14 protein-coding genes are annotated in these 13,562 nt (G+C 58.3%); 11 read left to right on the forward strand and 3 right to left on the reverse strand.

The window, feature by feature from the left end; genetic code table 11:
* The first annotated feature begins 65 nt into the window (after nucleotides 1-65).
* Nucleotides 66-797: a DUF429 domain-containing protein gene (locus J2S62_RS04440; protein WP_310171847.1), complete on the forward strand. Its 732-nt coding sequence runs from the start codon at nucleotides 66-68 to the stop codon at nucleotides 795-797.
* A 53-nt stretch (nucleotides 798-850) separates the two neighbouring features.
* On the opposite strand, the gene J2S62_RS04445 is transcribed toward J2S62_RS04440, so the two are convergent.
* Complete coding sequence (locus J2S62_RS04445) at nucleotides 851-1,144, reverse strand: amphi-Trp domain-containing protein (protein WP_310171849.1); 294 nt, start codon at nucleotides 1,142-1,144, stop codon at nucleotides 851-853.
* A 214-nt stretch (nucleotides 1,145-1,358) separates the two neighbouring features.
* Between J2S62_RS04445 and J2S62_RS04450 the strand changes: the two genes are divergently transcribed.
* From J2S62_RS04450 to J2S62_RS04470, 5 genes are all read left to right on the forward strand, one after another.
* Nucleotides 1,359-2,012 (forward strand): hypothetical protein, encoded by a 654-nt coding sequence (locus J2S62_RS04450; protein WP_310171851.1) that lies wholly within the window; start codon nucleotides 1,359-1,361, stop codon nucleotides 2,010-2,012.
* Between the two features lie 89 nt (nucleotides 2,013-2,101).
* The gene (locus J2S62_RS04455; protein ID WP_310171853.1) at nucleotides 2,102-2,917 is read left to right on the forward strand and encodes an alpha/beta fold hydrolase; all 816 of its coding nucleotides are present in this window, start codon (nucleotides 2,102-2,104) and stop codon (nucleotides 2,915-2,917) included.
* 67 nt (nucleotides 2,918-2,984) lie between these two features.
* Nucleotides 2,985-3,542 carry a PACE efflux transporter gene (locus tag J2S62_RS04460; RefSeq protein ID WP_310171855.1) on the forward strand — a complete coding sequence of 186 codons (558 nt, stop codon included), beginning with the start codon at nucleotides 2,985-2,987 and terminating at the stop codon, nucleotides 3,540-3,542.
* Between the two features lie 29 nt (nucleotides 3,543-3,571).
* Nucleotides 3,572-4,072, forward strand: coding sequence for a thiol peroxidase (gene tpx / locus J2S62_RS04465; RefSeq protein WP_310171861.1), 501 nt, complete (start codon nucleotides 3,572-3,574; stop codon nucleotides 4,070-4,072).
* A gap of 17 nt (nucleotides 4,073-4,089) precedes the next feature.
* Complete coding sequence (locus J2S62_RS04470; protein ID WP_310171865.1) at nucleotides 4,090-5,619, forward strand: S1C family serine protease; 1,530 nt, start codon at nucleotides 4,090-4,092, stop codon at nucleotides 5,617-5,619.
* Here J2S62_RS04470 and J2S62_RS04475 read toward each other — a convergent pair.
* Together J2S62_RS04475 and J2S62_RS04480 are read right to left on the reverse strand one after the other, a co-directional pair.
* A complete protein-coding gene (locus J2S62_RS04475; RefSeq protein ID WP_310171868.1) occupies nucleotides 5,616-6,842 on the reverse strand; it encodes an MFS transporter in 1,227 nt (408 codons plus the stop codon). The genes J2S62_RS04470 and J2S62_RS04475 overlap by 4 nt on opposite strands.
* A gap of 10 nt (nucleotides 6,843-6,852) precedes the next feature.
* Nucleotides 6,853-7,929 carry an acyl-CoA dehydrogenase family protein gene (locus J2S62_RS04480; protein WP_310171870.1) on the reverse strand — a complete coding sequence of 359 codons (1,077 nt, stop codon included), beginning with the start codon at nucleotides 7,927-7,929 and terminating at the stop codon, nucleotides 6,853-6,855.
* Between the two features lie 304 nt (nucleotides 7,930-8,233).
* Between J2S62_RS04480 and typA the strand changes: the two genes are divergently transcribed.
* From typA to J2S62_RS04505, 5 genes are all read left to right on the forward strand, one after another.
* Nucleotides 8,234-10,153 (forward strand): translational GTPase TypA, encoded by a 1,920-nt coding sequence (typA, locus tag J2S62_RS04485; protein ID WP_310171872.1) that lies wholly within the window; start codon nucleotides 8,234-8,236, stop codon nucleotides 10,151-10,153.
* On the forward strand, nucleotides 10,098-10,622 hold the full coding sequence (locus J2S62_RS04490) for a hypothetical protein (RefSeq protein WP_310171874.1): 525 nt from the start codon (nucleotides 10,098-10,100) through the stop codon (nucleotides 10,620-10,622). Before typA ends, J2S62_RS04490 begins: the two co-directional genes overlap by 56 nt.
* A 38-nt stretch (nucleotides 10,623-10,660) precedes the next feature.
* On the forward strand, nucleotides 10,661-10,987 hold the full coding sequence (gene fdxA, locus J2S62_RS04495) for a ferredoxin (protein ID WP_310171876.1): 327 nt from the start codon (nucleotides 10,661-10,663) through the stop codon (nucleotides 10,985-10,987).
* A complete protein-coding gene (dapC, locus tag J2S62_RS04500; protein ID WP_310171881.1) occupies nucleotides 10,987-12,117 on the forward strand; it encodes a succinyldiaminopimelate transaminase in 1,131 nt (376 codons plus the stop codon). The genes fdxA and dapC overlap by 1 nt, the downstream gene beginning before the upstream one ends.
* A gap of 131 nt (nucleotides 12,118-12,248) precedes the next feature.
* Nucleotides 12,249-13,535, forward strand: coding sequence for a citrate synthase (locus J2S62_RS04505; RefSeq protein WP_310171884.1), 1,287 nt, complete (start codon nucleotides 12,249-12,251; stop codon nucleotides 13,533-13,535).
* The last annotated feature ends 27 nt before the right edge of the window (nucleotides 13,536-13,562 follow it).

Genomic DNA, 13,562 nt, shown 5'->3' on the forward strand with positions numbered 1-13,562 from the left:
CCTTGGATAGGCGGCTGACGGCTAGAAACCCTCCAACTACTGGCCAGCCGGATACGCTAGCCAATATGCGATTTTATGGGATAGACCTGGCGGCTGAAGCGAAATTCACCGGCTTGGCTACCGTAGCGACCAACGATTCATCAATCAGGGTAGAAGCGCTCGCCGTGGGTGTTACCGATGAGCAGATTATCCATGCGGTTACCACCGCAGAAGGCACCGGGGTGGATGTTCCGGTTGGGTGGCCCAAAGCGTTCATCGACTTTATTCACCACCACGGCAACCAGGCTCTGGTCACACCAGATGATACCGGCGGTGCATGGCGGCGCACCCTGGCGCTGCGAACCACGGACATCGATCTGCACCGTCGTACCGGGCTGACCCCGCTCAGTGTCTCCGCCAACCTGATTGCCTATCCGGCCTTCCGCTGGGCTGGTATCGAGGCTCGGCTACGGGACCAGGGAGTGGATGTCAGCCGAGACGGCAGCGGAGCTATCGCCGAAGTATATCCAGCGGCGGCATTGTATCGCTGGGGCATTCCCCACAGAGGCTACAAAGGGCGCAAACACCAAGCAGTCCGAGCAGAGGTTATCAAGGCCCTTTCGGCGCGTTTTGACCAGTTGGATTGGAATGGTTTTGACGCGCTGGCACTAGCCGAAGACGACGCACTTGATGCGGTCATCTCTGCGTTAGTTCGCTATCAGATCTTTCGAGGTCAATGCGAAGGTCCACCAGCGCACCTGCAAGATATCGCCCGTACGGAGGGCTGGATATGGGTGCCAAAACCTGCCGAGTCATGAATTTGGTGCCAACGCTCCAGACTGGTTCGCTGCCCGCTGATGCTCTGCGATTCCTAGGGAATGGTGAACCCTCGCTTCGGCGATTGCTGGGCTACCGGAGTGCCATCGTCGTGCACATCCCAGCCCATCTCTAGCTCGAGCTCGCGCCGGGTATCCGAGCGTTTCACACTGTGTTCAACCTGTAACTTCAACTTCAGAGCATCAGGAAGCTGCACGTCAACTTGCTGAGTCACGAGGGTGACGCTGCCAGAACGGATGCGTTGCGCCAGTGTCTCGAACAGTTCGGCCAGCTCGTCACGTGAGACAGTGTCTTGAGATTCAAATACGTACTTGGACGACTCAGTCATGAGCTCTCCTCCGTGTGTCGCGTTCGTTTGTGCACAGTGTAATGACCCACACCACTGCCTCCCATACCGCAATTGACATGACACAAGATCAACGCGAGCGCTTTGGTGGCTGATTTGCCAGCTCCCGGAGATCTGGCACAATGACAATATTGACCAACGCAAGGAGTGCCGTGTCGTATCACCACGCCCCGCCGGGACAGTATCGGCCAAATTCATGACGCCAACGACTCACGTCCCGTCGCTTCGTTCTGCTCGGCGCCCTGTCGCGGGCTATCTGCTGGCCAGCATTGCCGTCGGCGCCGTGGGTTTGGTGACCGCAATTTGGCTGACGGTCTCGGGGATCATGAATCCTTTTGACGAAGTCTCCGAAGCATATGTTGATATTTTTGACACCGGGGAGGAAGTCGGTCCGCAAACCACCGCGGTTGAGTTGGAGGACGCCAAATACGCCATCGTGTCTTTTTCGCAAGACACCCAGGCCCCATCGGTGGCAGAACTCAACCAGCAGTGCGCCATCATCGACCCCCATGGTGATCCGGTTGCGACCAACACCTCCACTCAAGAACTCGGAGCAAGCCAGCGTGACCGTTTCGATGGTGAACTCTCCGATGTCGATCACGTGATATACACCCACTTTGAAGCCCGCAGCGGGACCTATCTGGTGACCTGTCAGGACTACGGGCTCCTCAGTGACGGCACGGCTAACCCCATGGGTGATACGGCCATCAAAGGGGTACTCATCGGATTGGGCAGCATGCTGCTAGCAGCCGGATTATTTATTATGGGCGTAGTTAACAGTTCGCGCAATAAAAAAGCCCAAGCCCAGCGGTTACCCCCGAACCCGGTGGCCCCGCCAACCACAGACTAGGTTTCGGCTCATCACGGTTAGCTCTTGCTGGTTCGTAGCGGGACCGCCGATTACTGCTAAGCGAAAAGCCAGTCACTAAGGTAGAGGGCATGCAAAATTGTTCGGAGTCAGATGCCCGTATCCATACTGAAGTCATCGAAGGTGGCCCGCGACGCGTCGTGTTTCTCCACGGTCTGATGGGCCGAGGCAAAAACTTCACCACGATCGCTCGCGGCCTGACGGACACGACCACCTCGCTGCTGGTAGATCTGCCCAACCACGGAGCGTCTTGCTGGACTGAGACCTTTGATTACTTCGAAATCGCCGATCTGGTGGCAGACGAGCTCCGACGCGACTTCTGTAAGGACGAACCCGCCGTGGTCCTGGGACATTCGCTGGGTGGCAAAGTCGCAATGCTGCTGGCGCTACGACATCCCGAGCTCTTAGCCGGCCTCATCATCGAAGATATCGCCCCGCTGGACTCGTCAACGAGCGAGTTCGAACACCTGCTGGGTACCTTACTCGAGCTTGACCTGACCGACATCAGCTCCCGACGCGAGGCCCACGCCAAACTCAAAACTGACATCGACAACGCCGGGGTGCGTGGATTTCTGCTTCAAAACTTGGTTCGGAATGACGACGGCGGATTTACCTGGCAACCAAACCTGCAGATGCTCTATAACGCGTTACCCACCATTGTGGGGTTCCCTGACGTGGACGAGATGTTCGAAGATCACCCGGTGTTGTGGATTAAGGGCGAAAACTCAGATTACATCAACGATGAAGCAACCGTTGAGATGCGCAAACTGTTCCCTATGACCCGTAAGATACAAATCCGCGACGCCAGCCACTGGGTGCATTCCGAACAGCCCAAAATTTTCACCGAGACGATCGACTACTATATTGCTGGCCGCTACGACGAGTAACACGACTAATATTGCGCCCACGACGAGCGGACCAGCCAACCGAAGCGGGCTTTGATAGCCTAACGTCGTGACCACGCAACAAGAAGATTCCTCGAGCATCCCTGTCGTTCCGAAAGGACCAGGCGGCCGCGATGCTCTTATCGGGCGACGCATTTTTCCTTCTCCGCTGGCACGACGGATCACCTACGCGGTGATTTTCGAAATCCTCGCCATCGGATTCACCACCGTTATCCTTGCCGTGCTGGGGAACGACTCTGGTCCAGCGTTTGTTGTGGGTGTCATCTCCTCGACCGTGGCCCTGACCTGGAATCTGATCTTCAACTGGCTCTTCGAAGCCTTCGAACGACGCATCGGGGTGACCGATCGCCCGTGGTACATGCGCGTCGCGCACGCAGTGTGTTTCGAAGGCGGACTCATCCTGATGCTCATCCCTGCGATCGCCTGGGTTTTGGGCATCAGCCTGTGGGAGGCGTTCCTTTTGGAAGCGCTCCTGTTGGTGTTTTTCCTGATCTACACCGCTATCTATGCCTGGTGTTTCGACCGGACGTTCGGGCTGCCCGAACCCGCAGAGCATTATGTGCAGAAATCGCGCAATTTGCACACCGCGTCAGACAGTCGTCGATAAAAGCCGCTTCAGCCACCTACAGTAGAGACATGGTTACAACACAATTTAAAGGCAAGACAGCAAACACCGTCGGCGAGACCCCAGCGGTTGGCTCCCAAGCTCCAGACTTCACTCTGGTCGGCACTGACCTCTCAGACATCTCCCTATCGGATTACCGAGGTCAATGGGTTCTGCTGAACATCTTCCCCTCCCTGGATACCGGCGTATGTGCCGCAAGCGTTCGTGAATTCAACGAACGCGCCGCAAATCTAGACAACACTGTGGTCCTGAATGTCTCAATGGATCTGCCCTTCGCGCAAGCGCGGTTCTGCGGGGCAGAGGGCATCGAACGCGCCCATACAGCCTCCGCTTTCCGCTCCAGCTTCGGCGATGACTACGGTGTGCAACTCAAAGATTCACCAATGGCAGGGCTGTTGGCTCGAAAAGTTATCGTGATCAACCCCCAGGGCGAAGTTACTTACACGCAACTCGTCGATGAAATCACCTCCGAACCAGACTACGACGCGGTCGTAGAGCACCTAGGTGCCTAACCTAGTAGCAAACACCCGTGAACCAGCAGCCCCCGTCTTCAGATCAGCCGTCGTCATCGGACGACCGTCGGCCTGATCAGCCGTACCCTCGGCATTACGGCGCTGCTGGACCACCTCCGCCACCGCCCGGACCGTCACCATACGGTCCGGGCGAGCAGGAACCATACCGCCCCTATAACACCCAGGGATTCGGCGAGGGCCCGTACCGGAACCAAGCTCACGGTCCGGTGTACCACCCCACCGATCCCAGACACGACCCGCGCTGGGTCTACACCGGCCACGACCCGCGCGATGAGACCCGGCCCATCCCGTATTTCAGCGGTGACTACACCGGCCCGGACCATTATTTCGAGCCGCCGCGCAAACGTCGCGGACCGCTCCAAGTACTCATCACCGGCGCCGGACTGGTGGGTTTTGCGATCTTGCTGCTGGGATTTCTCTCCCTGGTCTTCGACTGGGATGACGACAGCGCAAGTTTTGAAGAATTCTTCTCGTCCGCCCCAAATGATCCACCTCCTGAAGTCGTGCCGGAAACCGACAATGCGGCCCAGGACCTGATCGAACAGCTCGACCACGTTCATGAGGGCATTACCGTGGACTGGGAAGCCGGCGGCCAACACACCGGACCAGGGTTAGACCCCGGTCAAGAAGTCCCCGACGCCCCGGGCATTTTCATGGTCGACACCCAGGTGTATCAATACTTAGGATTCGGCACCGGCATGGTGGTCAGTTCCGACGGGTTGGCCATCACTAACTATCACGTCGTGGAGTCCTCGATGTCAGTGTCCATCACCATGGCCGACACCAATGAGACCTACTCCGCGACCGTGCTGGGTCGCGACGCCAGTCGAGATATTGCGGTCCTCCAAATTGACACGGATGAACCACTCCAGGTCACCTCGATTAATCCCGACGAGGTCAGCGTCGGTGACACCGTCGCCGGCGTGGGCAATGCCGGTGGCCAAGGCTACCTCACCTCCGTGGTGGGGGAGATCTATGCCACCGATGAAACGATTCACATCGAACCCCCAGAACCCGGTTCGCCACCACAATGGCTCGACGGCCTTTTGATGATCACCTCGGACATTGTGCCCGGTTATTCCGGCGGTCCCACCGTGGATGCAAACGGTCAGGTGATCGGGGTGTCGACCGCGGCTAGTCAGAACACCACCAACAGCGATGAAGCATTCGGGTATGCCGTACCGATCGTGTCCGCCTTAGAAGTCGTTGAACAGGTCTTGGCCGGTGATGATTCTGGAGATGTGGTCATCGGTGCCGGGGGAGCGCTGGGCATCGTCGTGTCTTCCGAAGAAGGCGCCGGGGCCCGCGTCATTGAGGTCAGCACGGACTCCGCTGCGGCAGATATCGGGATTCAACCCGACGATGTCATCGTCGAAATTGATGGCCAGGAGGTCGTCAATTCGTCCTTTATTTCACGGTATGTGCGCGACATGAATCCCGGCGAAGAAGTCGAGGTCGTGTGGCAGAGCCCCGATGGACAAGTCCACCAAGACACAGCCGTCTTGGATGAGGCCGAGATCAACTAAAGCTGGTCATCGACTTTCACATCGCGTGCTGCCAGCGCCCCCGCAGTGGCCATCAACAATGCAAGCACGAGCAGCACTACCAGACTGGTAGTCCAACTCTGCGCTGCGGCATACAACATGCCCACCAGCATGGGCCCGAGGCCGGCAAGAATATAGCCCACCGGTTGCACAAACCCGGACAGGCGAGCGGTGATTTCGTGATCCACACTGCGAGCGGGTATCAGCGCGATTGCCGTAGCAAATGCCATCCCACCGATACCCAACGCAACCGCCCACAGCCACCGTCCCTGGGCGGGCCAGACCAATAGTCCCACATAGCCCACCGCACTGAGCGCTCCGAAGACGACCGGCCACACCCACAGGTGTTTGGCACGGTCCACCACCGTGGGCATAATAATGCTGCCCACCAAGCCGATGATCGCCGTGGTAGCCAAGAGCAGGCCAGCTTCGTTCGCACTGACTCCGGCGTCACGGTACATCTGGGGGAGCCAACCGAACTGCACATACACCTGGGTGGATTGCAGCGCGAAAAATGCCGTCATGGCCCAGGCGGCAGGGGAGCGGAACATTTTCTTGGGCACCCTAGCCGGGGTGGCCGAGGCCGGGTAATCGTAACCGACTCGCTTGGTGACCACCCACCACAGGACAACCGGAACAATCGCTAACAGACCCCAGAACGACAGGGCGGCCCGCCACCCGATATCGGGGTCGATGACCTGCGAGACGTATTGGGCAAGGGGAGCGGTAAATGCTGCTCCAAGTGCCCCGGCTGCTACCACGCACACCGAATACACTGTCAACAGCGCTACGGTGTGGCTTCTGCCGTGGATCTTGATCCATGCCGGCATCAGGACGTTGGCGACAGCGATTCCCGTCAGCCCAATGATAGATAACGCTAAGAACAGCCAGGAGTTATCTACCCAGGCGCGCAGCCCGATGCCGAAGACCAACGCCCCTGCAGCTAACAATAGAGTCGCTGAGATGCCGAACTGTTTTCCGATGCGCACCGCAAACAGCCCCAGGATGCCGAAGATGAATCCCGGCAGGGAGGTCAGCAGCCCAAGGGCTGGGCCACCGATGTCCATGCCCTGATCGATTTCGGCCAGCAAAGGACCCACAGAGCTCGCGGCGGCTCGCAGATTGAGTGCCAGCGCCAGCACTGCAACAAACATCAAGCCCAAGCTGAGGGCTTTCGGCGGAGCGGAAACGGAAGGGTGGGCCATAGTCTCGGTTCTATCGGGGTTGGTCAGGTGCTCGAAGGCTTGCAAGCTCAGTCCGCAATTGGGCTTCGGTGGGTGCCTGCAGTGGAATGAAAGTAGCTTCGCGAGACCGCCGATTCACAGCTGAGGTGGTGACAAAGCCTCGACTGCCGGCCGTGATGGTCTCGAGTCGGGTGAGTTCAGTCGCCACCACTCCGGCTTCCAGCCGTGCTGCAATGAGCCGTTGGATCGCTGGCGGCTGACCGGTGTCGAGCATGGAGAGCAACTCGACCAGCTGGTGCTTGACCTGTGCCAACCGGTTCGCCACGTGTTCGAACTCAGCGGTGAACGTCTGTTTAACCCCGGTGAGCTGCGTGCGGAGATGGCGGTAGCTTTCGCTGGCTAAGCCGACACAAAAGCTGGCCTGCAGTACGCTCAGCACCGGGCGGGCACGGCCAAGAAACGCGGTCAGGTCGGTGGTGAGAATCTGTTCTTCGGGTAACACCACGTCCGTTACCGCAACCGATGTGGAGGCCGTCCCTCGCAGTGCTAACAGATCGAGTTCTGGTCCGACCTCAACTCCGTCGGCGCAGACCGGGAAGGCCACCACCACCGGATCCAAGGACTCAGACGGCCCATAGGCAGGGGCGAAAAAGGCCCAACCCAGGTGGCCGGTCAACCGCAGTGTGCCTGAGGTGTCGCGATGCACGCGCAGGCTGAGGTCACCCAGTCCGGCAGCGTACTGAAACCCCGAGGCCATCGCCGAGGAACCTATCAGTTTTCCGGAGCGCAGCTTAGTCTGCAACTTGTGAGCATATCCCTCCTTGGCGTCCCTGAGGTAGGCGATACACATTCGATGACACCACAGCGAAAACGCGGTGCTCAAGGATTTCTCGGCCAGCCTCTCGATAACCGCAGCTTGTTCTAACAGCGAGCCGTGGTCGGGGTCCGCGCCCAGATCGGCCAGACCGGCTGCAGCAAGATCAGACAAATATTGCCGAGTCGTCTGTTGACCAAGATCGATAGCGGCAGCGTTGGATGCAACCGCGGACAGGAGGGTGTCGGATATGGTCACATTGGTCAGCCGCTGCTGGGCCTGCGGTGATGTCATCTAATGGGTCGCCTCATCTGATCGCGTCGTGTGCCATGAACTGTGCCCGGCGGTTTGCCAAGCGTCGACGCGTCTAGCCTAAGCCGGGCCCCAGGGGATGTGACCTATGCGTCATAGCCGGTCATTTATGAGACGACAGCACCGATCTACCAGGGTGATTGTTTCGTCACGAACTACGCTCCAAGGCGCCACTTCGTGCCAAAGTCACTGTGTGCTTTACACTAGTAGCGGGGCCACCGCGGGTAACCCGTGTTGCTTCGGCCTTGCACATCTTTACATTTCTACCTTCAAACGAGGTATGCCCATGACCAATCAGACCAACACACGTGATGATCTCCGCAACGTCGCTATCGTCGCTCACGTCGACCACGGCAAAACCACCCTGGTCAATGCCATGTTGACCGAGACCGGCGCGTTCGGTGACCACCAACAGGTCGGTGACCGTGTGATGGATTCTGGTGAACTCGAAAAGGAAAAGGGCATCACCATCCTGGCCAAGAACACCACCGTGTTCTACTCGGGCCCGTCAGCAAAAGGCCAGAACGTCACCATTAACGTGATCGACACTCCCGGTCACGCGGACTTCGGTGGCGAAGTTGAACGCGGCCTGTCGATGGTCGACGGGGTTGTCCTGCTGGTTGACTCCTCCGAAGGGCCACTCCCGCAGACTCGCTTCGTACTACGAAAAGCACTCGCAGCTGCCAAACCCGTGATCCTAGTGGTCAACAAGGTTGATCGCCCCGATGCTCGCATTGAAGGCGTCGTATCTGACTCGATGGACTTGCTGTTGGGGCTTGCCGAAGATGTCTCGGAAGAGGTCCCAGATCTCGACCTTGATGCGGTGCTTGATGTGCCGGTCGTTTACGCTTCCGGGAAAGCCGGTCGAGCATCCACCGAACAGCCGGCCGATGGTCAGCTTCCAGACAACGAGGATCTGGAACCGCTGTTCGCCACGATTATGGAACACATCCCAGCCCCGACCTATAATGAAGACGAAGTTCTGCAGGCCCATGTGACCAACCTGGACTACTCGTCATTCTTGGGACGCCTGGCGTTGCTGCGGGTCTATAACGGGACACTGCATAAGAACCAGACGGTGGCATGGTCGTCGAAAGACGGCATCAAAAACGTCAAGATCACTGAGCTATTGCAGACCAAAGGCCTGGAACGTGTCCCGGCCGAATCTGCCAGTCCCGGAGAAATTGTCGCTGTTGCCGGTATCGAAGACATTATGATCGGCGACACCCTCACTGATCCCAACGATCCGAAACCGCTGCCACAGATCACCATTGATGAGCCCGCTATCTCGCTGACGCTGGGTATCAATACCTCCCCGTTGGCAGGGAAAGTCAAAGGGGCAAAGGTCACTGCACGTCAGGTCAAAGACCGCCTTGATCGCGAACTGATCGGTAACGTCTCACTACGCGTGCTACCAACTGATCGCCCCGACACTTGGGAAGTCCAAGGCCGTGGTGAACTGGCCTTAGCCATCCTGGTCGAACAGATGCGACGTGAAGGCTTTGAGCTGACCGTTGGTAAACCACAGGTGGTCACCCGGGAGATCGACGGCGTGATTCACGAGCCGATGGAAATCATGACCATCGACACCCCCGAAGAACACTTGGGGGCCATCACGCAGCTGATGGCAGCGCGTAAAGGCGTTATGGAAAACATGGTCAATAACAGCACCGGTTGGGTTCGCATGGAATTCAAAGTTCCGGCTCGTGGCCTGATCGGTTTCCGCACCCGCTTCCTCACCGAAACCCGTGGAGCTGGCATCGCGTCGTCCTACTCGGCCGGTTACGAGCCGTGGGCCGGTCACATCGTCTACCGTGCTACCGGGTCGATCGTGTCCGACCGTTCTGGTGTCGCTACCCCATATTCGATGATCAACCTGCAAGAACGTGCGTCATTCTTCATCCAGCCCGGCGATGAAGTCTATGAGGGCATGATCTTAGGGGAGAACTCTCGCAACGAAGACATGGACGTCAACATCGTTCGGGAAAAGAAACAAACCAACGTGCGTGCGGCATCATCCGATAACTTCGAGGGACTCACCCCACCGAGGATTCTGACCCTGGAGGAATCCCTGGAATGGGTACGCGATGATGAATGTGTCGAAGTAACACCGGAGGCCATCCGGCTGCGGAAGGTAGTGCTGGATAGTAATGACCGAGTTAAACTCGCCCGCGCCCGCGCCCGAGCACGCGCCGAAGCCCAGTAAATCTACCCGACGCCTGCCCATCGGCTGGGTGCTCGTGGCCCTGGTAACCGGTGTGATCACCGGTCTCGTGGGGACCGTGATGCACCTGAACTCTTATTGGACCGGCAGTTTTGGTATCCCGTGGGGTGTGGCAGTTGCCCTGCTCATCGCCGGGTTAGGCCAGTGGTGGCTCGGGTTACGAACGGCCAACGTGCTCGCTGTTGGGCTGACCGGGATCGGCCAGTATGTCACGCTGGCCGTGTTAACCCTGTTCAGCCGAGGCGATCTGTTTACCGTTCCCCTCAATGCTCAAACCTGGGAGTTCGTGCCGCACCTGGTCATCGCCACGGTGGTCTGGCACGTTGGCCTGCTGGCACTCACGATCGTGCTGATGTTTCGTATCAATCGCACCCTCCAGCGCACCAAAGCCCAGCTGGCAACCGCGCCATCGACTGCTCAACCCGCTGTGGGCACGTGGCAGAACCGTTAGACTGAGTGCACAACAACGTGTGAAGGAGCAACACCACCATGACCTACGTAATCGCCTTGCCGTGTGTTGACCTGAAGGATAAATCCTGCATTGATGAATGCCCGGTCGACTGTATTTATGAAGGCGAACGCATGCTCTACATCCACCCGGATGAATGCGTCGACTGCGGGGCATGCGAGCCGGTCTGCCCGGTCGAAGCCATCTACTACGAAGATGACACACCAGAAGAATGGGCCGACTACTACGACGCCAACGTCGAATTCTTTGATGACATCGGCTCCCCGGGCGGGGCAGCCAAACTCGGACTGATCCCCAAAGATCATCCGCTCATTGAAGCCCTGCCGCCCCAGGAGCACGACCTTTAATGCTCGACCTTCCAGAGTACCCCTGGCAGCTGCTTGCCCCTTATAAAGCCACCGCCGCACAGCACCCCGAGGGTGTCGTCGATCTATCGATCGGAGCGCCGGTGGACCCCACCCCGGACGTCATCCAAGACGCTTTGCGTTCAGCGGCCAACTGGCCCGGCTACCCGGGGTCTTCGGGTACCGATGCGCTACGCGAAGCGATCGCCAGCTGGTATCACCGCCGCCGCGATGTCAGCGGCTTAGGTGTCGAACATATTGCAGCCACCGTGGGGTCCAAAGAATTCATCGCCTGGTTGCCAGTGCTCTTAGGTTTGGGACCAGATGATGTCATCGTCTACCCGACGGTCGCTTACCCGACCTACGATATAGGCGCCAAGATTGTTGGTGCCACGTCGGTCACCGCTGATGCGCTCGACGAGCTCGATGAGCACACCCGTGCACGGGTCAAGCTCGTGTGGCTCAACTCTCCGGCCAACCCGACCGGCATCGTCCAGGACGCTGCCACCATGCGCGCCATCGTGGATGACGCGCGTCAACTGGGAGCCGTGGTGGCCTCAGATGAGTGCTACGCCGAATTGGGCTGGGACGCCTGGGAGGACACCCCGATCCCGTCGATCTTGCATGACAGCGTGTCTGGTGGGGACCTGACCGGCCTGCTGTCGGTGTATTCGCTGTCTAAACAGTCGAATATGGCCGGCTACCGGGCAGCCTTCGTTGCTGGAGATGCCCAGCTCATCGCCGCGCTCATCAACTTGCGCTCCCACACCGGGATGGTCGTACCGGGGCCAATTCAACACGCCATGATCGCAGCCCTGAGCGATGACCAACACGTGGTAGACCAAAAGGCACGCTATCGGTCTCGACGCCAGCAGCTACTGACAGCCCTTGTGGCGGCGGGCCTTAGTGTCGAACATTCCGAGGCCGGTTTATATTTGTGGGTGCGCGATCCTGCAGTGACGGAACCCACCGCCGACGACTCGTGGGCGCTGGTCGACCGATTCGCTCAAGCCGGCATGCTGGTGGGCCCTGGCGTCTTCTACTCAGCCGCGGGCAACGGGTACATTCGACTATCGCTGACGGCAACCGATGATGACATACACCAGGCGGTGGCTCGGCTCACGACGGTATGATTACGACGTTTGGCCATAATGATTTAAACGTCACCAAAATTGATAAATTTGTACAGCAGAGACATATCGAACAGCGCCACCGATCGTGGCCATAGTGCAAGCTGCGTGCTGCACGGACAAGAGGGAAAATCATGACTGAAACACATGACGGCAAGCTTACGGTAGGCGATACCAACGTAGACCTTCCACGTGTTGCATCCACGGTCGGTAACGACGGTCTCAGCATCGCCACGGTTCTGCGTGACACCGATACGGTCACCTACGATCCTGGCTTCATGAACACCGCTAATGCTCGCTCAGCGGTCACCTACATTGACGGCGATGCCGGCATCCTGCGCTACCGTGGCTACCCGATCGAGCAGCTAGCAGAGCACTCCTCATTCTTGGAAGTTGCCTACCTGCTGATTTACGGTGAGCTCCCAACCGCCGATCAGCTTGCTGACTGGGACAACAACATTCGTTCCCACACCATGTTGCACGAAGACATCAAAGCATTCTTCGACGGTTTCCCGCGCAACGCGCACCCCATGGCCGTACTGTCATCAGCGGTCTCTGCGCTGTCAACGTTCTACGAAGACTCCCTGGACCCCTTCGACGAGGAACAGGTCCACATCTCGACCATCCGGTTGATGTCCAAGGTGCCTGTATTGGCCGCCTACGCATATAAGAAGTCCATCGGCCAGCCCTTCCTGTACCCGGATAATTCGCTGAACTTCACCGAAAACTTCCTGCGGTTGACCTTCGGGGTGCCAACTGAACCATATGAGCTCGATCAGGACATGGTTGATGCGCTCGATATGCTGCTCATCCTGCACGCCGACCACGAACAAAACTGCTCGACCTCCACGGTTCGCCTGGTCGGTTCGTCGCAGGCCAACATCTTTGGCTCGATTTCAGCTGGCATTAACGCGCTGTTCGGCCCGCTCCACGGTGGGGCAAATGAAGCCGTATTGAACATGCTGGATGAAATCAAACAAGAAGGCCTGACCCCAGAACAGTTCATGGACAAGGTCAAAGACAAAGAATCCGGCATCCGTCTGATGGGCTTCGGTCACCGCGTCTATAAAAACTACGACCCCCGCGCCCGCATCGTGAAGTCCACCGCCGAGAAGATTCTCAACAAACTCGGTGGCAACGACGAGCGCCTCGAAATGGCCATGCAGATCGAAGAACGCGCACTCAACGATGACTACTTCATCGAGCGCAAGCTGTATCCAAACGTCGACTTCTACACCGGCCTGATCTACAGCGCAATGGGCTTCCCGAACCGGATGTTCACCCCGCTGTTCGCACTCGGACGTCTACCAGGCTGGATCGCCCAGTGGCGTGAAATGATCACCGACGACGAGACCCGTATCGGTCGCCCACGCCAGGTCTACGTCGGTGAAGACCTGCGCAATTACCCCGGCGCAAACTAACCGCTCATCACCGTACAAACGCCCCAC

The organism is Enteractinococcus fodinae, from assembly GCF_031458395.1.
Lineage (GTDB): Bacteria > Actinomycetota > Actinomycetes > Actinomycetales > Micrococcaceae > Yaniella > Yaniella fodinae.